Annotated in this window: 19 protein-coding genes; 2 read left to right on the forward strand and 17 right to left on the reverse strand. The window is 45.4% G+C overall.

Translation table 11 applies throughout. The features are described from left to right. Positions 1–89: 89 nt before the first annotated feature. The 5 genes from AC5ELV_RS03025 to citZ form a co-directional block, all read right to left on the reverse strand. On the reverse strand, positions 90–959 hold the full coding sequence (locus tag AC5ELV_RS03025; protein ID WP_493429072.1) for an SDR family oxidoreductase: 870 nt from the start codon (positions 957–959) through the stop codon (positions 90–92). Between the two features lie 216 nt (positions 960–1175). Continuing rightward, positions 1176–1592: a hypothetical protein gene (locus AC5ELV_RS03030; protein WP_493429073.1), complete on the reverse strand. Its 417-nt coding sequence runs from the start codon at positions 1590–1592 to the stop codon at positions 1176–1178. Positions 1593–2080: 488 nt separating this feature from the next. Continuing rightward, positions 2081–3022, reverse strand: coding sequence for a malate dehydrogenase (gene mdh / locus AC5ELV_RS03035; protein WP_493429074.1), 942 nt, complete (start codon positions 3020–3022; stop codon positions 2081–2083). Between the two features lie 16 nt (positions 3023–3038). After that, the gene (gene icd, locus AC5ELV_RS03040; protein WP_023987916.1) at positions 3039–4334 is read right to left on the reverse strand and encodes an NADP-dependent isocitrate dehydrogenase; all 1296 of its coding nucleotides are present in this window, start codon (positions 4332–4334) and stop codon (positions 3039–3041) included. Positions 4335–4485: 151 nt separating this feature from the next. Next, complete coding sequence (citZ, locus tag AC5ELV_RS03045) at positions 4486–5598, reverse strand: citrate synthase (RefSeq protein WP_493429075.1); 1113 nt, start codon at positions 5596–5598, stop codon at positions 4486–4488. Between the two features lie 345 nt (positions 5599–5943). Here citZ and ytvI point away from each other — a divergent pair, with 345 nt between their 5' ends. Continuing rightward, positions 5944–7062 carry a sporulation integral membrane protein YtvI gene (gene ytvI / locus AC5ELV_RS03050; protein ID WP_071640165.1) on the forward strand — a complete coding sequence of 373 codons (1119 nt, stop codon included), beginning with the start codon at positions 5944–5946 and terminating at the stop codon, positions 7060–7062. A 29-nt stretch (positions 7063–7091) separates the two neighbouring features. Here the strand turns inward: ytvI and AC5ELV_RS03055 are convergent, their stop codons facing one another. The 7 genes from AC5ELV_RS03055 to AC5ELV_RS03085 form a co-directional block, all read right to left on the reverse strand. Next, positions 7092–7490 carry an FxsA family protein gene (locus AC5ELV_RS03055; RefSeq protein ID WP_013309596.1) on the reverse strand — a complete coding sequence of 133 codons (399 nt, stop codon included), beginning with the start codon at positions 7488–7490 and terminating at the stop codon, positions 7092–7094. Beyond that, positions 7487–8005 carry an acyl-CoA thioesterase gene (locus tag AC5ELV_RS03060; protein ID WP_493429076.1) on the reverse strand — a complete coding sequence of 173 codons (519 nt, stop codon included), beginning with the start codon at positions 8003–8005 and terminating at the stop codon, positions 7487–7489. The genes AC5ELV_RS03055 and AC5ELV_RS03060 overlap by 4 nt, the downstream gene beginning before the upstream one ends. A 137-nt stretch (positions 8006–8142) precedes the next feature. Next, on the reverse strand, positions 8143–9432 hold the full coding sequence (pelA, locus tag AC5ELV_RS03065) for a pectate lyase (protein ID WP_493429077.1): 1290 nt from the start codon (positions 9430–9432) through the stop codon (positions 8143–8145). A gap of 288 nt (positions 9433–9720) precedes the next feature. Beyond that, the gene (gene pstB / locus AC5ELV_RS03070) at positions 9721–10554 is read right to left on the reverse strand and encodes a phosphate ABC transporter ATP-binding protein PstB (RefSeq protein WP_493429078.1); all 834 of its coding nucleotides are present in this window, start codon (positions 10552–10554) and stop codon (positions 9721–9723) included. 17 nt (positions 10555–10571) lie between these two features. Further along, positions 10572–11468, reverse strand: coding sequence for a phosphate ABC transporter permease PstA (gene pstA / locus AC5ELV_RS03075; protein WP_013309592.1), 897 nt, complete (start codon positions 11466–11468; stop codon positions 10572–10574). Then, complete coding sequence (gene pstC, locus AC5ELV_RS03080; RefSeq protein WP_013370343.1) at positions 11468–12400, reverse strand: phosphate ABC transporter permease subunit PstC; 933 nt, start codon at positions 12398–12400, stop codon at positions 11468–11470. The genes pstA and pstC overlap by 1 nt, the downstream gene beginning before the upstream one ends. 106 nt (positions 12401–12506) lie before the next feature. Then, positions 12507–13430, reverse strand: coding sequence for a phosphate ABC transporter substrate-binding protein PstS family protein (locus AC5ELV_RS03085; RefSeq protein WP_025722004.1), 924 nt, complete (start codon positions 13428–13430; stop codon positions 12507–12509). A 206-nt stretch (positions 13431–13636) separates the two neighbouring features. Here AC5ELV_RS03085 and AC5ELV_RS03090 point away from each other — a divergent pair, with 206 nt between their 5' ends. After that, complete coding sequence (locus AC5ELV_RS03090; RefSeq protein ID WP_493429079.1) at positions 13637–14533, forward strand: LysR substrate-binding domain-containing protein; 897 nt, start codon at positions 13637–13639, stop codon at positions 14531–14533. Between the two features lie 97 nt (positions 14534–14630). Here AC5ELV_RS03090 and pyk read toward each other — a convergent pair whose 3' ends face one another. From pyk to AC5ELV_RS03115, 5 genes are all read right to left on the reverse strand, one after another. Continuing rightward, on the reverse strand, positions 14631–16061 hold the full coding sequence (pyk, locus tag AC5ELV_RS03095; protein ID WP_165145285.1) for a pyruvate kinase: 1431 nt from the start codon (positions 16059–16061) through the stop codon (positions 14631–14633). 125 nt (positions 16062–16186) lie between these two features. Then, positions 16187–17170, reverse strand: coding sequence for an acetyl-CoA carboxylase carboxyltransferase subunit alpha (locus AC5ELV_RS03100; RefSeq protein WP_039269886.1), 984 nt, complete (start codon positions 17168–17170; stop codon positions 16187–16189). Further along, a complete protein-coding gene (accD, locus tag AC5ELV_RS03105) occupies positions 17171–18064 on the reverse strand; it encodes an acetyl-CoA carboxylase, carboxyltransferase subunit beta (RefSeq protein WP_013309586.1) in 894 nt (297 codons plus the stop codon). A 180-nt stretch (positions 18065–18244) separates the two neighbouring features. Then, complete coding sequence (locus AC5ELV_RS03110; protein ID WP_013309585.1) at positions 18245–18433, reverse strand: hypothetical protein; 189 nt, start codon at positions 18431–18433, stop codon at positions 18245–18247. 153 nt (positions 18434–18586) lie between these two features. Then, positions 18587–19084 (reverse strand): phosphatidylglycerophosphatase A family protein, encoded by a 498-nt coding sequence (locus AC5ELV_RS03115; RefSeq protein ID WP_493429080.1) that lies wholly within the window; start codon positions 19082–19084, stop codon positions 18587–18589. Between the last annotated feature and the right edge of the window lie 141 nt (positions 19085–19225).

Raw genomic sequence — 19225 nt, forward strand, 5'->3', positions numbered from 1 at the left:
TCTCATTCTACAGGCTACCTTCATTATGTTCCACTGTGAAAATAAAAAAGGCCAGGGCATAACACGGCCCCAGCCTCTCCCTTGTCCTCTTATCCGTTTATAACTTCACCGCCGTTGATATGAATAACCTGTCCGCTTACATATGAAGAATCGTCTGAAGCAAGGTACACATAGGCCGGCGCCAATTCTTCCGGCTGACCTGGGCGCTTCATTGGCTGTGCTCCTCCAAACTCGCTGACCGTCTTGGCATCAAATGTAGACGGAATTAACGGTGTCCAGATCGGCCCCGGTGCTACAGCGTTCACCCGAATGCCTTGATCTGCCAAATTGAGTGAAAGGGAACGAGTAAAGGATGTGATTGCCCCTTTGGTCGATGAATAATCAATGAGTGTCTTGTTCCCAGCGTACGCGGTAATCGATGTTGTGTTGACGATTGTGCTTCCTTTCTTCAAGTGCGGCAATGCTGCTTGTGTCAGGAAGAACATACCAAAAATATTCGTACGGAAAGTGCGCTCCAGCTGTTCCTTGGTGATATCCTCCAGCTTTTGTTGTGGATGCTGCTCTGCTGCATTGTTCACGACGATGTCGAGCTTGCCCAGTTCGTTAACTGTCTGTTGAACCGCTTTTTTGGCAAATTGATCATCTCCGATATCGCCAGGAATCAACACGCATTTGCGTCCCTCCTGTTCCACCTGACGTTTTGTTTCTTCCGCATCCTTATGCTCATTCAAGTAGATGATAGCTACGTCCGCACCTTCTTTAGCATACGTGACAGCTACAGCCCGTCCAATTCCACTGTCTCCACCAGTAATAAGTGCAACTTTACCTGTTAGCTTGCCAGCGGCTTTGTAAGTTGGTTTTTCAAACTGGGGTGCAGGCGACATTTTGGACTCAATCCCCGGTTGCTGGTCCTGATGCTGTGGGGGCAAGGTTTGCTGAGGTTGGTTACTTTTAGTCATTATACATTCTCCCTTCAAAATCAGATATTTTTTAGGATGCAACATTTGCATCCACTCTACTCCTGATTTACCACACAAAGTTATCCGTTAAACGAAAAAAGAAAAATGCAGTGATTTGAGCGCACAAAAAAAACGGCCTATGCTTATTCAGCACAGACCGTTTTTTCAATTTAGCATTTGTCATCATTCGATTATAGGCTCTCACCAAATGCATAATTAAATAATATGGCTGTATACCATTAAAAACGTAATTAAAATCAGGAAGACGGCAAGCAGCGTACTGAACATTCGCATTTTGCCAGCGTATTGCGTAATAGGCTGTTGGCTACGAATCGCTTCCAGCGACAGCCGTAACGGCTTACCCATGGCTCCCGCGATACCAGAAATAGCGAGAAACAACAGCAAAACAACAACGATCCATGCTACCGAATAAGAATCCCAGGCAAAAATCATATAGATACCGCTAACAAGCACTAGGATCAACGCAAATTGAGCCAAACGGTTCAATAGCTGAACAGCCGATATCGTTCCCTCCTGCACGCTAGGAGCCAATTTGTCAATTTTGCCCACAACGAAGGGGAGCAATAAATAAAAACCCATCGCCAGTGATCCAATAATGTGAATAAAAAACATTCTTTACAACCTCCATTTCTTTGTTTTCTTACAAACTTTTTTTTCCATAGAACGATCATATTCCAACGAATGACTAGCATTTTTGCAATGTTTTGGGACATGCTTTTCTATGTAACTATCAATGCATATGAACTCTATTATACCGGGGAAGTGGGTCAAAGCAAAGGAATATGACGGGGAAAATTTCAGCTTGGGTGGTGCTTGGGAGAGGCTCCGCGAACAAAACGTTGCTACCATCGCTGCTGTCTCCGGATTTATATGAATATATTTTATAGGGTATAAATCCGGAGACAAAGGCGAGCGCTTACGCTTGTCCGCAATCGTTCCGTTCGCTCCGCTGGTGCCAGCAAATCCAAACTGAAATTTTCAACATTAAAGGAAGAAAACGAATAGATTCCTTATATTTAAAAGAGATGTCCGTCGGCCATGACTATGACCTGGGGACACCTCTTCAAGTAAAAGTACACCGTTTTAGTAGAAAATTGAATCTATACGGTAACTATTTTAATCACACTGCGGACCGATTCGGCGGATTGATCGAGCGCTGCTTTTTCTTCGGCTGTCAATTCTAACTCGAACACTTTTTCGATGCCATTGCCGCCAAGAAGTGTTGGTACGCCAAGGAATAAATCCTGATAGCCGTACTCTCCCTCCAGATAGGCAATGACCGGGATAATCCGTTTTTTATCTTTTACAATCGCTTCTGTCATCTGTGCAAGCGAAGCTGCCGGTGCATAATATGCGCTACCATTACCCAGCAGGTTGACGATCTCTCCGCCACCGCTACGTGTACGTTGTACAATCGCTTCGATACGTTCCTGTGAAATCAGGGTTTCGATAGGTATACCTCCAACGCTGGAATAGCGTACCAGGGGCACCATATCATCACCGTGACCACCCATAACAAAGCCGCGCACGTCTTCGACAGAAACGTTCAGTTCTTGTGCAATAAAGGTACAATATCGCGCTGTATCCAGCACACCTGATTGGCCAATAACCCGATTTTTCGGGAACCCAAGCGTTTGATAGGCAGTATAGGTCATAGCATCTACCGGATTACTTAGAATAATGACGATAGAATCCGGCGCATACTTCTTCACGTTCTCACAAACGGATTTTACAATTCCTGCGTTCGTATTTACCAAATCATCACGGCTCATACCCGGCTTGCGTGCAATCCCGGCTGTAATAATGACGATATCCGAGTTTGCTGCATCCTCGTAATTGGAAGTGCCCGTGATCTGGCTGTCAAATCCCTGTACCGGACCGGCCTCCAAAATATCAAGCGCCTTGCCTTTGGTCGGATTCTCTAGTTGCGGAATATCGATGAGTACGATATCACCTAGCTCCTTTTGAGCCAGCAGCAATGCGGTAGTGGCACCGGTAAAACCGGCGCCAACAATGGATATTTTTTTACGTTGAATGGACAAGTGGTATTCCCCTTCCTTACAGGTTACTAATAATGGTATCTGCGAACTCGGAGCATTTCACTTGTGTAGCACCATCCATCAGACGAGCAAAGTCATAAGTTACAATCTTCTTATTAATGGACGTCTCCAGCCCTTTGTAAATCAGGTCAGCCGCTTCTTGCCAACCCAAGTGTTCAAGCAACATTACGCCCGACAGAATTACGGAACCAGGGTTCACTACGTCTTTGTCGGCGTATTTTGGAGCTGTACCATGTGTAGCTTCAAAGATAGCATGCCCTGTTACATAGTTAATGTTCGCACCTGGCGCAATACCAATTCCACCAACTTGGGCAGCAAGAGCATCGGACAGATAGTCCCCGTTCAGGTTGAGCGTAGCAATCACATCAAATTCAGAAGGACGAGTCAGTACTTGCTGAAGTGCAATATCAGCAATCGCATCCTTGATAATGATTTTGCCTGCATCTTCAGCTGCTTTTTGAGCTGCATTCGCCGCATCCTCACCGTCTTTTTCCTTAATTACATCATATTGGGCCCAAGTAAATACTTTATCTGCAAATTCTTCCTCAGCCACTTCATAACCCCAGTTTTTGAAGGCACCCTCGGTAAATTTCATAATGTTACCTTTGTGTACGAGCGTTACACTCTTGCGTCCGTGGTCAACAGCATACTGAATGGCAGCCCGCACCAGACGCTTTGAACCCTCGGAAGAAACTGGCTTAATACCAATACCAGAGGTTTCAGGGAAACGGATTTTGTTCACACCCAGCTCTTGCTGGAGGAACTGAATAACCTTTTTCACGTCTTCGGACCCTTCAGCATACTCGATCCCCGCGTAAATATCTTCTGTGTTCTCACGGAAAATAACCATGTCTACCAATTCAGGACGTTTCACTGGAGAAGGAACACCGTTAAAATAACGAACAGGACGAAGGCATACGTATAAATCCAGTTCCTGACGCAGTGCCACATTCAACGAACGGATACCACCGCCAATAGGTGTCGTAAGTGGACCTTTGATGGCTACAATATACTCACGGATGGCTTCCAAAGTATCGTTAGGGAGCCATTCGCCGTATGTATTGAAAGCTTTCTCACCAGCGAATACTTCATACCAGGCAATCTTTTTGCTGCCGTTATATGCTTTTTCTACAGCTGCGTCCAGTACGCGCTTGGAAGCTTTCCAGATATCGCGACCCGTGCCGTCACCTTCGATAAACGGAATTACCGGATGGTTCGGGACCTGTAGTTGACCGTTATCAATCGTAATTTTTTCGCCTTCAGTTGGGAGCTCAAACTTTTCAAATTTCGCCATAAGTTCCTTTTCCTCCTCAGATATGAATGGGTACAGGACGAAAGACATGATCTTTATCACTGACAAAAACGTACATCTCTCGTCGTCCCCTCTATTGTACCTTATTTTTTAAATTCAGGGTATACAACCTCAATCTTCCTTCGACAAGGGGTTAGCGCAACTCTGGTGATACATATTTTTGATCCATTGGCCCTGTATATTCGGCGCGAGGACGAATCAGGCGGTTATTTTCATATTGCTCTAAAATATGTGCGGTCCACCCAGATACACGACTCACAGCAAAAATAGGTGTAAAAAGGTCTCTCTTGATACCCAACTGGGTATACACAGAGGCAGAATAAAAATCCACATTGGGTTTCAAGCCTTTTTGCCCAGTTACAATTCCCTCAATGCGAACTGACATATCAAACAACGTTGTGTCGCCGTTCATTTCCCCCAGCTCGCGGGACATTTTGTGCAAGTGCTTGGCACGCGGATCACCGTTTTTATAGACTCGGTGTCCAAAGCCCATAATTTTTTCGCGGTTATCCAGTTTCGCCTGAATATAGGAGTCCACCTGATCCAAACCACCAATCTCCTCCAGCGTTTTAGCCACAGCCTCATTAGCCCCACCATGCAGTGGTCCTTTTAAAGCTCCAATAGCAGACGTGATTCCAGAATAAATATCCGACAATGTGGCTACCGTTACACGCGCAGCAAAGGTAGAAGCATTTAATTCATGATCGGCGTGCAGCACGAGAGCCTGATTGAACGCTTTAATAGCCGTCTCCTCGGGATCCTTGCCAGTCAGCTGATACAAAAAGTTTTCAGCGATGGAAATACCTTTTTTAGGCGCAATCGGCTCCAAGCCCTCGCGTATACGTGCTATAGCTGCCACAATGGTAGGCAATTGCGCCTGAAGCTTGACGGTTTTGGTCACATTAGACTCTCTCGACATATCATCCGCCTCTGGGTCATACAAAGCGAGAGACGATACGGCTGATCTCAAGGCAGCCATCGTGCTCAAATCTTTCGGATATAACTTTAATTGAGTAACAATTTCATCCGGAATAGCAGCGTATTCGCTTAACTGGTTGCGAAGCTCCTGCAATTGCTCTTTATCAGGTAATTTCCCAAACCACAACAAATAAGCTACCTCTTCAAAATCGGCGTTAACAGCCAAATCATCAATGTTATAACCCCGGTACGTGAGAACGCCATCTACGATAGAGCTTATGGAGGAAGTGGTCGCTACGATCCCTTCCAGACCTTTAGTCGCTGTCATCGTTACATCTCTCCTTTGTAAAAACATTGTGAACGGACTTGCAATGTAAACATTTTCAAAAGTAAGATATGCCTTTTAAATAGCTGAGTAATGTTAACGCCATATGTCAATATTTAAACCTTCTTTCACTATACTGGATTTTGTCGTTTATGTGAACATTGAGGGCTATTCCAACACATTCAAATGTTTTATCGCTTCCATAAAGAAATTTTTGAAACCCCTTACAAAAATTATTGATTCATTTGCACTTTTTTACACAGGTCTTGTCTCCCCCCTTTCCCGCATATGTATAGTAGAGCATTTATTTTATGAAAAACTATCGCAAAAGAAAGGAGCCGTGAGAGCTTGAGCCGATTAATCCTGAATCGCATATTTCGTGCTCTATGGGTGGCAATTGTGATTGTAGCTCTGTTACTGGGCATATATGCGCTTTTCCCTCTCATCTATCCTTTCCTATTCGCCTGGCTTGTGGCTTATGCCATGAATCCACTGGTTGGTTTTCTGCGTAATAAAGCCCGTATGCCACGTTGGACGGCTGTCACGGTCTCATTATTTGTATATTTAGGTGGAATTGCAATTATCCTATCTGCGGCAATCACCCGCATGGTCCGAGAAGTTATAAAGCTGGCCATGACTTTTGACGGGCATATTGAGCGTTTTAAAAGTCTGTTTATCGATTGGACACAAAGCGATTTGATTCAAAATGTAATTATTGAAATTAACCATTTTATTCGGGATAATCCGGATTACCAACATACCATTAACAGTAATATTGATAAAACAACTCAAACCGTCAGTTCGGCTGTCACTACGCTAGTCGCTCAATTTTTTAATGGAGTTTTGAACTTGCTGACCTCTCTGCCTAATATGGGAGCAGTTCTAATGGTTATTGTATTAGCAGCCTTTTTTATTAGTAAGGACTGGGACCGACATAGTCGGATGCTCTCAAATACGGTTCCTGATACGATTCGCAAACCATTGTCGGATATATGGCACGATCTGCGTAAAGCACTGTACGGCTATTTGCGCGCACAGTTTATTATCATCTCCATTACGGCATTAACAGTCATTGTTGGGCTGTTCATATTGCGTGTGGAATCCGCCTTTACCATCGGTTTGATGATTGGGCTGGTGGACTTGCTACCTTATTTGGGAGTTGGCATTGTGATGATTCCGTGGATACTGTATGCGTATATGTCTGGTAATTTGGCACTAGGGGTAGGATTGTCAATCCTTTATATCATCCTGTTGATTGGACGACAGATCGTGGAGCCTAAGGTGCTGGCCAGCAGCGTGGGCTTGAACCCGCTTCCCACCCTCATCGGTATGTTCATCGGGCTCAAGCTGTTTGGCGTTTTAGGACTAATTATCGGACCTGTATCACTGATTGTCGTTGATGCACTGAATCGCGCGAATGTCATTCAGGACTTGCGCAACTATATTCTCGCTGGAAGAGTCCGCTAGATCATGGATAGGAAAAACGGCAGCTCACGTCAAAACCGCCGAAACGTAATACTGCCGTTTTTCATTTTTTTCTCCAGCCACTTCAGTAAAAAGCGTCGGTACAACGCTCGTGTTAAAGGAAACACCAACGTAAAACCAATAATATCTGTTAAAAATCCGGGGATAAGCAGCAAGCTCCCACCGAAAAAGACACATAATCCATCCAGCATTTTGCGGCCGGGCATTTGCCCCCGGTTCATTTCATTTTTCGCATCGGCAATCACCTTACGACCTTCAAATTGCATCATGGCAGCCCCGATTAGGGTCGTCAGAATGATGAGTAAAATCGTTTTGCCCGCTCCAATCCAGTGACTTACCCATATAAACCCGTACAGCTCCGCCAAAGGAATGAGCAGCAGCAACAGCCACAGACGTTTACGCATCATCATGAATTCTGTCCCTCCCCGCCTGTGAAAGCAAACCTTAATGCAGTGTACAGCTCAGGTAGCGCCTGATCCAGTCGAACAGGCTTCCATTCGGTGTTCAACCATACGTGCCGTGTCATCCCTGTGACAAGCAGCTCTCCCGGCAGCGTGTCTGCCTGGGTCCATACCTTTTCCAGATACCTTTGATGCTCATCTTCCGTTACCCGTCGAACCTCATAGATATAGTTTAGACGTAGTCTGGAGAAGTCCGTAATTGCGGTATAAATGGTAATTAAATCATCATATCGAGCAGGACTCGCATATTTCGCATTGATTTCAATAACTGGCAGTAAGACTCCTCGTTCCTCCATACTCCGATAGTTAAAGCCCGCCTGTCGGATCATTTCGGTACGCCCGATCTCAAACCAGTTCAAATAATTTGCATGATATACGACCCCCATCTGGTCGCTTTCCTGATAACGGACACGTAGCGTTGCGCCATACCAGCGTAATTCCGTTTGCTTCTCCTCTTGAGTCATACAAGCTCTCCTATCTTTGTGCATCTTTATCTCTATTTTGCCCTCTCTCCATTAAACCATATTTACAGCCCGGGAACAAAAAGAGGGCAGACCGACCGGTCCGCCCTCGCAAATCATATATAATAATGATGCCTTTATTATTGTGGCAGCGGCTTGGACAATTTATAATATCCGCTATCCGAAGCCAGTTTCAGCAAGCTCTTAGCCTGGCTTCCCGCCCAAGCGTAACCAAGTCGTCTTTCCTCACTAATTTTCATGATGTCGGTATACTTTTTGCCATCCCGATCTGAAAAGAAATACTTGTTGTCTTCCACATTATAGAACCGATACCACATTACGCTCGATGGGTCCTTTTGGAAAAACTCCGGACCTTGACGATTGTATTTGATTCCGTCGTTTCGGTTCGCGTCAAACCATTTCAAAGCACTTTGAGCTGCTTTTTTCACTTCAGCGGTTTGCGGCTGGGACATGAGAAAAGCAGTAATGCCTACTGATTCCGTAGTTGTTTTGGAAGGTAGCTCAAATGCCCGAGCCTCAACCGATGCATAAGTAGCGGGATCGTGCTGTGCACCCCAGATTGTCGGTGTACCATTATTTACAATTTGAGACTTGACTGTGTACTGGATACCTTTGTTTAGCGCTTGCTGAAGTCTGGAGCGATAAGTGTTATCCAGAATGTCGCTATCAAACGGCTGTTTCTTGTTCACAATATCGTCAGCCAAAACCATAACTCTGACCATCGCATCATCATTATAAGTTACAGCATCGGAATAATTACCACGTTTAGGGTATACCTGAGGCCAGCCACCCGAGGAATATTGAGAGGTGAGTACGAAATCAATTGCTTTTTGTACACTGTTCTTAATGTCTTTATTTTTGGTTTTTTTGTATACATCCGCTAAAAAGCGAATCTCGGTTGTCGTGGCCTCATTATCGAACGTTCCGAGCTCAACACCATCCTTGCTCTTCCATGTGGAGCGAGCAGCTTTGCCATCCCATTTGGATTTATAATTCTTTTCCATAGCTTTGAAGAATCCGCCATGTGGTAATTGCCAGGATACAATATTTAAGGCAAGCGTAGTATCCTTGGATGTATTCCCCGTAGAAAACTTGCTAAAGTCGCGCATCTTGTTTAAGAGGCTGTCTATATTGACAACAGCGGCTGGCTTCGCCACAGCCGACAGCCCAAATAATTGTTCACGATCCATAACACCTGAATTTACATCGTCACCATAAACGTCCCGTCCCACAGCTGAATCTGTGGTAAGCTCATAAGAAGCAGTCGCCGATTCACGTCCCGAATCGTATGTAGCCGGCACCATCTCCTGTGCCGCAGCCCATGAGGGACTTAGGAGTCCTGACGTTACTGTAATCGCCAAACCTGAAAGCGCTATCACTTTTGCAGTTGGACACATCTTCTTCTTCATTTGAACCTCTCCCTTATTTTGAGTTGGGTCATTGCGTTCAGTTGAACCCTATATGTTCTTGCTGAAGATTCTATTTGATAGCGAGGGGAACTGATCCACTATTTATACATGATAAATAGTTAGTTGTATTATATGAAAATATACCCAATTGATCAATATATTTTAATTTACTAATAGATTAAAAAAGTTACAAAACGTTGAAAACAATAAAAATCCTCTTACTAATGCTGGATTAGTAAGAGGATTTTACGTGCAGCTAATATATAGTAGGTCGATGAGCAACATCGCTTAACCAAATCGACCCATGATGTACTCCTGAGTCAGCTCATTTTCAGGATTCGTGAAAATATCGTTCGTTTTCCCATGTTCAATCAGACTTCCGATATAAAAATAAGCAGTATAATCGGAAATCCGTGCAGCCTGCTGCATGTTGTGCGTCACAATAACGATGCGCAGTTCTTTTTTCAATTCGGTAATAAGCTCTTCCACCTTGCCTGTAGACACAGGATCTAGCGCGGAGGCTGGCTCGTCAAGCAACAGTATTTTCGGTTGAACGGATAGTGCACGTGCAATGCAGAGCCGCTGCTGTTGCCCGCCAGACAGCGCCAGAGCGGAATCGTGAAGGCGGTCCTTAACCTCATCCCATAACGCTGCTTTACGCAGGCTACTTTCGACGATTTCATCAAGCTGCTTCTTTTTGCGCACCCCACGGTATTTGGGACCGAAGGCGATATTATTGTAAATGGATTTGTAAAAAGGGTTGGGACGTTGCCACACCATGCCAATTTGCTGACGCAGCTTGATCACGTCCGTTTCTGGTGCCGTCAAATCCTGTCCATCCATCCAGATGTGCCCCGTTGTAGAGGAAGACGCAATCTCATCATTCATCCGATTAAGGGAGCGCAAAAAGGTTGATTTACCACAGCCGGAAGGCCCGATCAGGGCAGTCACTGTCTGCTCGGGAAAGGCCAAATTCACTTTTTTCACAGCCTCAAAGCTTCCGTAATAAATACTTAGATCCTCGGTACTAAACGGGTGTGGAGGTTGCCCCACAAGTTGTTCCGAGCGCGTAGATTGCACAGATGTTGCTGGTCTTGCTGTTCGCGTAATAACTTGTTCCATTGTTCTCCATCCCCTTTCTAATCCATTCGTTTGGCTGCTGTCAGGCGGCGATAGACGACTCTTCCGAACCATCTTGCACTCAGGTTGAAGACAAGTACGAGCAGTACCAATACTGCGGAAGCGCCTGCTGCAATATCTTTGGAGTCAGGAGCAATACCTTCACTATTGACCTTCCAAATATGAACAGCCAATGTTTCAGCAGGTCGCATCGGGTTAATAGGCGATCTGGCATGCAATGGATTCCAATCGGTAAAATCAAGCGGCGGCGTACTCATCCCTGCTGTAAACAGCAATGCGGCGGCTTCCCCGAAAATACGGCCTGCAGCCAATATCGTACCCGTAATCAAGCTTGGCAGCGCAGCTGGTAACAAAATGGAGGTGATGATTTTCCACTTGGACAATCCGAGTGCAAGTCCGGCTTCCTTTTGCTCCTTCGGCACAGCTCGGAAAGCCTGCTCCGTTGTGCGAACCATCAGCGGCAGGTTGAATACGGCCAAAGCCAAGGCTCCTGACAAAAGGGAAAAGCCAAAATCAAACGTATTTACGATAAGTAATAGTCCAAACAATCCGATGACGATAGACGGGAACGAGGACAATACTTCGACGACAAGTCGTATAAAGTCCGTAATTTTCCCCGGCTTTGCATATTGCGCCATGTAAATACCTGCGCCCCAGCCAATCGGAATGGTGATAATCAAAGTTAAGATTAACAAAAATACGGAATTAAATAGTTGTGGACCAATGCCACCACCTGCACGTAATGTTTGGGGAGCACTGGTTAAAAAGTCAAAAGAAATATGACTGACTCCGCGGGCCAAAATGAAGCCCAGTAATCCCACCAAAAGTGCAACAATGAACAAGGCGAAGAAACAGATTACAAATGTAGCGATCTTGTCGGTCGTTTTAGCTTTCATCAAACCCGGTTTCTCCTTTCAAGCAGCCTCACCAGCAGCACGAAAATGAATGTCATGAGCAGAAGAACAAGCGCCATGCTCCAGAGAGCATTGTTATGAACGGAGCCCATCGCTGTATTGCCCATGCTTAGTGTAATGACGCTGGTCAAGGTCGAAGCGGATTCCAGCAAGGAATGCGGTATGTGCGGAGCATTCCCGATTACCATCTGTACAGCCAACGCTTCTCCGAAGGCACGAGCCATACCGAGAATAATTCCTGTTAAAAGAGCAGGCAACAGCGTCGGAATAATAACACGGGCAATCGTCTGCCAACGGGTAGCACCCAAAGCATAGGAGGATTCACGCAGCCCCCCAGGTAAGGAAGACAACGCATCCGCCATAATACTCGTAATCGTCGGCAAAATCATGACTGACAACACTAGGCAGCCTGCCAGAATGCCTATGCCTTGTCCTCCAAACACGTTCCGTAACAGCGGGACGATTACGGTCAAGCCGACAAAGCCATATACAACAGACGGAATACCGGATAATAATTCAATCGCGGGTTGAAGGATACGTTTTCCCGATTTCGGCACGATTTCCGTCATAAATAAAGCCGCACATAAGCTGAGCGGACTGGCAATTAAAGCCGCCAGTATGGTTACTGCAAAAGAACCCGTAATAAATGGAAGCGCGCCGAAGGACTTAGGTTCGCCATCTGGGCTCCATTTGGTTCCAAAGAAAAACTCTCGCAGACTGACTCCATTCACCGCAAATGTAGCTACACCTTTGGAGGCAACAAAATATACGATGGAGACAATGACTGCAACTAAAAAAACGACACAAACCGACGTATATATGCGGCCGGTCCATTCTTCCCAGTAATGTCTTTCTTTCATAACTCGGGATCGTTTATTCTGTTCCATGTATGCCTTCCCTTCAATTGGTTCCATACTGTAACTCCTTTAACCGAAGAATAGAGGCCGGACGCTAGTCCGCCTCTTCTTCGTGAATATACTCGCGTTAGCTGCGTTCATCGAACAGGAGGTGTGACTCTCCTTATTTCGTGATATTACCGTCAGCATCACGTTTCACTTGCATACCTGCCACTGGAATGTATCCCAAGTCTACAACATCCGTTTTTTGGATTTCATCTGACAGAATGTAGTCCAGGAATGCTTTCACATGCTCTTTCGGCTCACCTTTAGTGTACATATGCTCGTAAGCCCATACTGGATATTTACCTTGTTCTACATTTTCAACGTTAGCTTCAACGCCATCGTATTTCAAAGTAGTTACTGTGTTGTCGATATAGGACAGAGCCAGATAACCAATCGCACCCGGTGTTTCAGCAATCAGCTTTTTCACAGTACCGGAGGAATCTTCTTGAATGGAGCCCGGCAGATCTTCCGTTTTTTGTCCCAATGCGTATTTTTCAAATGTTGCCCGAGTACCGGAGCTGCTTGGACGGTTTACGATAACGATTTTTTGATCTGCACCGCCAACTTCTTTCCAGTTCGTGATTTTACCTGTAAAGATTTGTACCAATTGATCTTTTTTCAGGTCTGTAACGCCTACTTTAGGATTCGCTACCGCTGACATGGCTACAACAGCTACTTGGTGATCGACCAGCTCATCTGCGCCGCTCTCCAGTTTTTCTTTTGCAAACACGTCGGAGTTACCGATGTCCGCTTGTCCGCCGGAAACCTGAGTCAAGCCAGTACCGCTACCGCCGCCCTGTACTTGAACTGCAATGCCTTTATATTTATCGACAGCCATAAATTTTTGTCCCGCTTGCTCTACCAATGGTTGAAGTGCAGTGGAGCCAACAGCCAGAATGTTTCCTGTCAGTTCAGCAGCTGCTTTATTGTCTGTTCCTGTAGCAGCTTCTCCTTGTGGTGCAGCATTGTTACCTGATCCGCAAGCTGCAAGTGCAAATACCATGGTGAGAGTCATCAGAATGAACGGCCATTTTTTCAACATTTTTTATTGTCCTCCCCTTAGTTAAGTGACGGTTTTTTATTTATGACCATCAACACTTTTACATTGTAGGCCTGGAATGTTAGACGAACGACGTGGTTTTGTAAAACAAATATAAAATATTGATAGATAAATTATTTTTCGGTATATAATTAATCTATAGTTTGAAATTCACATATGAATGACATATAAGGAGAACTGTGGATTCCATGAATATTCTAAAATTACGTATCTTGATGCTGATCGACAAATTTCATAAGGCGACGGATGTGGCCGAAGCTTTGCAAGTCAAACAACCTACCGTCAGCTTTCATATGAAAAGCTTGGAAAAGGAAATGGGTGTTTCCCTATTCTCTCTTCAACAAGGCAGGATTATGCTAACGGAAGCTGGAAAAAAATTATTACCTTACGCAAAGCAGATCATCTCTCTGGAGCAAGAAGCTAGACAAGCTGTAGATGAACTGACAGAAGAGTCACAGGGTCAATTACATCTGGGTGCTGAGTCGATATCAGGTACGTATCTCCTCCCCACTTTGATGGCTAAGTTTGCTGAGCGGTATCCAGATTGTCGTATTCAGTTGGAAATCCAATCCCCGGATGCCATTAAGCAGCTACTGAAACAGGGAGACATTGATTTTGCTTTTCTCGACGATAGAGATCTTCTTACAGAGTATACGGTGGCAGAGCCTGTGGCTTCAGATCAAGTAGGAGTTATCCGTTCTGCATCTGCACGTGCACCTGAAGTCAAATTAGAGGAGTTCGATGGAACCGATATGCTGGACAAGCACACATGGGTAAAATATAGCGGTTCATCCGTTGTAGATCTGTATTCCTCGTTAGTTAAGCCCCATCTGGAAATCAACTCTTGGGAAGCGGTAAAGCAAATCGTAAGCGGCGGAGGAGTGCTTGCCTTCTTTCCTGCAAGCGGAGTCGATAATCATGAAAATGCTGTTCCCTCGGTGGAATGGCTTCCTTATCCCGAGGCTGATAACAAAAGGAGCCATTATCAAATCAACATCGTGTATCAACAAGATACACATATGAACTTGATGCAACAGGCATTCCTTGATTTCATACGACAAGAAGGACTAGAAATAAAAAGCTAGAGAACATAAAAAAAGAGCATCCAAGTCTTATTGACTTGAATGCTCTTTTTGTTGTAACGATACATACAGCCTCGGTATTATTTCACGGAGGCTTTAATTATGCTTGTGCTGGAACGCAGCTAATTTTGATCAGGTTCGTAGAACCGGAATCACCAAGAGGTACGCCCGCAGTAATCACAACCAAATCGCCCTCTTTAACGAGGCCAGATTTGCGACCACCTTCCAGCGCGTTGTCAAACAGACTGTCTGTTGTGTCAACGATTGGTCTGCCTTGTACTGCATGTACGCCCCAGATCAGAGCCAAACGGCGAACTGTTCTTTCCTGTGTTGTCACAGCAATAATCGGAGCTTCTGGACGGTATTTAGAAATCATACGCGCCGTTGTTCCGCTTTGTGTGGACGTCAGAATCGCTTTAGCATGCAGGTCAAGTGCAGAAATAGAAACGGATTGGCTGATTGCTTCTGTGATACTAATTTCTTGAGCCGTTCTTTGTTTTTTGAACAAATCACGGTAGTTCAGAGAGGACTCAGCTTTTTCTGCAATACGTGACATCGTCAATACGGATTCTACTGGATATTTACCCGCAGCTGTTTCGCCGGACAGCATAATTGCGTCTGTTCCGTCAAAAATAGCATTCGCCACGTCACTTGCTTCCGCACGAGTCGGACGCGGGTTACGTTGCATGGAATCCAGCATTTGTGTTGCCGTAATAACAGGCTTGCCAGCTACATTACATTTGTTAATCATCAATTTTTGCGCCAGAGGCACTTCTTCAGCAGGAATTTCCACACCAAGGTCACCACGAGCAACCATCAGGCCATCCGAAGCTTCCAAAATTTCGTCCAGGTTGTCCACACCTTGCTGATTTTCGATTTTGGAAATGATTTGAATATGACTTGCGTTGTGTTTCGCCAGCAATTCACGAATTTCCAGTACATCACTTGCTTTACGAACAAAAGAAGCTGCGATGAAATCAATGTCCTGCTCAATACCGAAAATGATATCATTAGCATCTTTCTCCGTAATACCAGGCAAAGAAATTGCAACGCCTGGAACGTTAACGCCCTTCTTGCTTTTGATCGTTCCGCCATTGACAATGCGGCATTTGATTTCAGTGCCTGATACTTCAATAACGGTGAGTCCGATCAGACCATCGTCGATCAGAATGGTGGAGCCGGGCTCCACGTCCGAGGGAAGATCCTTGTACGTAATGGAAATACGATCTTGCGTACCGAGAATTTCTTCCGTTGTCAGCGTAATGAACTCGTCCTGAACAAGCTCAATAGGTTCAACTTCGAGCTTTCCTGTCCGGATTTCCGGCCCCTTCGTATCGAGCAAAATAGCAACGTTTTTGTTAAGCTCCTTACAAGCTTGACGGATGTTTTTAATCCGGTTGCCATGCTCCTCGAAATCACCGTGAGAGAAATTCAGGCGGGCTACGTTCATACCAGCCAAAATCAGTTTCTTCACATTTTCCAATGACTCACTGGAAGGACCGATGGTACATACAATCTTAGTTTTGCGCATTTGGGTTTTTCCTCCGTTTTCAAAGGTGCTACTCTTTATATCTTTTTCCAACAATTAAATCTACTATACTTTTTCCTATTTGTATAGGAAGTTCGTCATATTTATTGTTACCCGTTTACAGCGTATTACAACATAGGTTCAGTTTCCGAAGATTTCAAGAAGGTGTATTGACCTATTTTGCGGAATTTCTGATACCGATCTTCCCTCAATTCATCGCAGCTCATATTGGTAAGTTCCGCCAAATGACGTTCCAATAGCTCCTTGATTGCGGCAGCGGTCACTTCATAGTTACGATGCGCGCCCCCTTTCGGCTCCGGCACAATATCCTCGATAATTTCCATGCGCAGGAGGTCATTAGCCGTAATCTTCATGGCTTCAGCTGCCTGATCGGCCTTGGAAGCATCTTTCCATAGAATCGAGGCTGCACCGTTTGGAGAAATGGCCGAATAAATGGCATGTTCCAGCATCAGCACACGGTTACCGACTGCAAACGCAAGCGCACCGCCGCTTCCACCCTCGCCGATGACCACACAAATAACAGGCACCGAAAGCTTTGCCATCTCCCGCAAGTTGCGGGCAATCGCTTCCGATTGACCTCTCTCCTCTGCTGTATTACCCGGATAAGCGCCCTTCGTATCAATGAATGTAATAATAGGACGTTTAAATTTCTCAGCCTGCTGCATCAGACGCAAGCCTTTACGGAATCCTTCCGGATGAGCACTGCCAAAAAAACGTGCAATGTTATCTTTCGTATCCTTACCACGCTGCTGGCCAATGACGGTCACCGGAATACCATTCAGCTTGGCAATCCCGCCTACAACCGCCAAATCATCTCCAAACAAGCGGTCGCCGTGTAATTCAATAAAATCCGTAAACACCTGCTCTATCAAATCAAGAGACGTTGGTCTTTGATGATGACGGGCCAAATGCATTTTTTGTGGTGCTGTAATGTTCGAATATATTTCTTCTTCCATCTCGAGATAACGCTCCTCGAGACGGTTGATTTCATCTGTAAAATCAATTTGCTTATCCTGCCCGAATTGCTTGAGTTCTTCGATCTTCTGTCGCATCTCGACCAGGGGCTTTTCATAAGGCAATTCACCAGCCATCTATTCCACCCCTTTCACACTGTGCAGATCAAGCAGTTGCCCGAGGGTATCACGCAGTTCCTTGCGGTGTACAACCATATCCAATTGTCCATGCTGCAAATTAAATTCGGATGTTTGAAAATCATCCGGCAACTTCTGTCTGATTGTCTGTTCAATTACAATACGCCCTGCAAAGCCGAATACAGCTCCTGGCTCCGCGATATTAATATCTCCAAGCGTAGCAAAGCTGGCGGATACTCCACCTGTAGTCGGGTCGGTGATAACAGAAATATAGAGCAAGCCCTGCTCATCCAGACGAGCAAGAGCAGCACTTGTTTTTGCCATCTGCATCAAGCTTAAAATACTTTCCTGCATACGTGCCCCGCCGGAAGTTGAGAAAATAATTAGCGGCAGACGCTTGTCTATTGCTTGCTCAATGGCGCGGGTAATTTTCTCTCCTACGACCGAACCCATACTGCCGGTAAAAAAATCAAAGCTCATCACAGCAACGACAACAGGATGTCCATAAATAAGGCCGTCGCCCGTAACGACAGCCTCTCGCAAGCCAGATTTCAGGGTCTGTTGCTCCAGCTTGCTCGCATATCCCGGAAAGTCCAGCGGGTCAACCGAAATCATATCGGCATCATATTCCGTAAACGTGTCTTCGTCGAGCACCATGCGAATGCGATCCATTGCATTCAAACGCATATGGTATCCGCACACCGGACACACTTTCAAATTTTTCTCTAGTTCTTTGCTGTATTGAATACTTCCGCACTTGCCACATTTGGTCATAAGACCTTCGGGAATTTCCCGTTTGGGACGATCCGGCATGTCCGCTTGATCGCCGCTCAGCGCCCGTTCCGAAGGGATGGTCGCGTATTTACGCTTCTTTTGGAATAAATCTTTAAACACAACTACACCTCTCCAGCCGTTTATTTGTCAGCCGTAACCGATACAAGGTCCTCTACCGTCTATGCGGCACCTCTAAGCATTATGTTCATACACACGTCAACGCCTGTTCCTAAAACATTACCGCCGATCGTGCATCCTTTGTTCCACTCATGCTGCTGTATCACTTCCGCCGTTCCGGACTCAAGGGCGCAAAATCGAATTAAGCACTTCCTGAATTTCTTCGACTTCACCCGAAGGCACAAGTATCTCAAACTGTTGCTTGGATGCGCTGATGGCCCGGGCCTGCACCATAAAACCTTCTTCAGACAGTTTGAGCTTAATCATGTCAGCCAGTCTGGCCGTCGGTGCAATATAAATCACCGTCCACATGCCTTGTTTCTACCCCCTAAGCCTCAAGTTTTGAGCCCATATAATAGACTCATGATAACATACCTTACTTTTTTCCCGCAACAAAAGCCCTCCTGATCATTCAAGTTCCGTCGGAGGGCCTAGAAAATCATCAACTCTGTTTACACAGGTCAATTAAGCGTCCAATGATGCAGGATAATGCTTGGCATGGAGACTCCGATGTGCAATGCGGGAAGAAGCAGCGGCAGCCAATCCAGCGACAAGATCGTCTAAAAACACATGAATACCACTGCCTTTTTGGTTCAGCTGTTCGATAACCCCCGTCTTTTCCTTATCCAGATAACCAAAACTGGTTAAGCCGATCATGCCGTACACACTCGTAATTCCAAGAGCTAGTGTCTCGTCCACTCCGTACAGCGGTTCGTCTGCCTCCATAATGGCTTGCAGCGGCTGGGGGAGAAGTTTTTTTTCAGCCAATTCATCGAGCGCAATGCCTGTGAGCAACGTATATTGAACCTCGCGCTTTTGCAAAACCGCTTTGACACTGTCTATACATTCTTCCATCGTCAAATGAGGATAATATTTTAGCTGAAGCTGAAAAACAATGTCCGCAATGGACTCGATACGAATGCCTCTGCGATTTAACAAAGTTTCTGCATATTCATAGGACATAATTTCCCTCCCGCTTTCACCGTGCAGTTCTATTCTTTCACCGTGCGGGACCCTATGGTGCAGGGTACGTGTTGAACCCCTGTTCCGCCAGTTTTCCAAGTGTATGCGGGAGGGAAGGAAAATGTTCATTAAACCGTTACA

This window comes from Paenibacillus sp. NMA1017, assembly GCF_058895805.1.

What these genes read in the sequence shown, in the direction of transcription:
- AC5ELV_RS03025 (WP_493429072.1), bottom strand. Translation starts at nt 959, where the DNA reads ATGACTAAAAGTAACCAACCTCAGCAAACCTTGCCCCCACAGCATCAG.
- AC5ELV_RS03030 (WP_493429073.1), bottom strand. Translation starts at nt 1,592, where the DNA reads ATGTTTTTTATTCACATTATTGGATCACTGGCGATGGGTTTTTATTTA.
- icd (WP_023987916.1), bottom strand. Translation starts at nt 4,334, where the DNA reads ATGGCGAAATTTGAAAAGTTTGAGCTCCCAACTGAAGGCGAAAAAATT.
- citZ (WP_493429075.1), bottom strand. Translation starts at nt 5,598, where the DNA reads ATGACAGCGACTAAAGGTCTGGAAGGGATCGTAGCGACCACTTCCTCC.
- AC5ELV_RS03055 (WP_013309596.1), bottom strand. Translation starts at nt 7,490, where the DNA reads ATGATGATGCGTAAACGTCTGTGGCTGTTGCTGCTGCTCATTCCTTTG.
- AC5ELV_RS03060 (WP_493429076.1), bottom strand. Translation starts at nt 8,005, where the DNA reads ATGACTCAAGAGGAGAAGCAAACGGAATTACGCTGGTATGGCGCAACG.
- pelA (WP_493429077.1), bottom strand. Translation starts at nt 9,432, where the DNA reads ATGAAGAAGAAGATGTGTCCAACTGCAAAAGTGATAGCGCTTTCAGGT.
- pstB (WP_493429078.1), bottom strand. Translation starts at nt 10,554, where the DNA reads ATGGAACAAGTTATTACGCGAACAGCAAGACCAGCAACATCTGTGCAA.
- pstA (WP_013309592.1), bottom strand. Translation starts at nt 11,468, where the DNA reads ATGAAAGCTAAAACGACCGACAAGATCGCTACATTTGTAATCTGTTTC.
- pstC (WP_013370343.1), bottom strand. Translation starts at nt 12,400, where the DNA reads ATGGAACCAATTGAAGGGAAGGCATACATGGAACAGAATAAACGATCC.
- AC5ELV_RS03085 (WP_025722004.1), bottom strand. Translation starts at nt 13,430, where the DNA reads ATGTTGAAAAAATGGCCGTTCATTCTGATGACTCTCACCATGGTATTT.
- AC5ELV_RS03090 (WP_493429079.1), top strand. Translation starts at nt 13,637, where the DNA reads ATGAATATTCTAAAATTACGTATCTTGATGCTGATCGACAAATTTCAT.
- pyk (WP_165145285.1), bottom strand. Translation starts at nt 16,061, where the DNA reads ATGCGCAAAACTAAGATTGTATGTACCATCGGTCCTTCCAGTGAGTCA.
- AC5ELV_RS03100 (WP_039269886.1), bottom strand. Translation starts at nt 17,170, where the DNA reads ATGGCTGGTGAATTGCCTTATGAAAAGCCCCTGGTCGAGATGCGACAG.
- AC5ELV_RS03110 (WP_013309585.1), bottom strand. Translation starts at nt 18,433, where the DNA reads ATGTGGACGGTGATTTATATTGCACCGACGGCCAGACTGGCTGACATG.
- AC5ELV_RS03115 (WP_493429080.1), bottom strand. Translation starts at nt 19,084, where the DNA reads ATGTCCTATGAATATGCAGAAACTTTGTTAAATCGCAGAGGCATTCGT.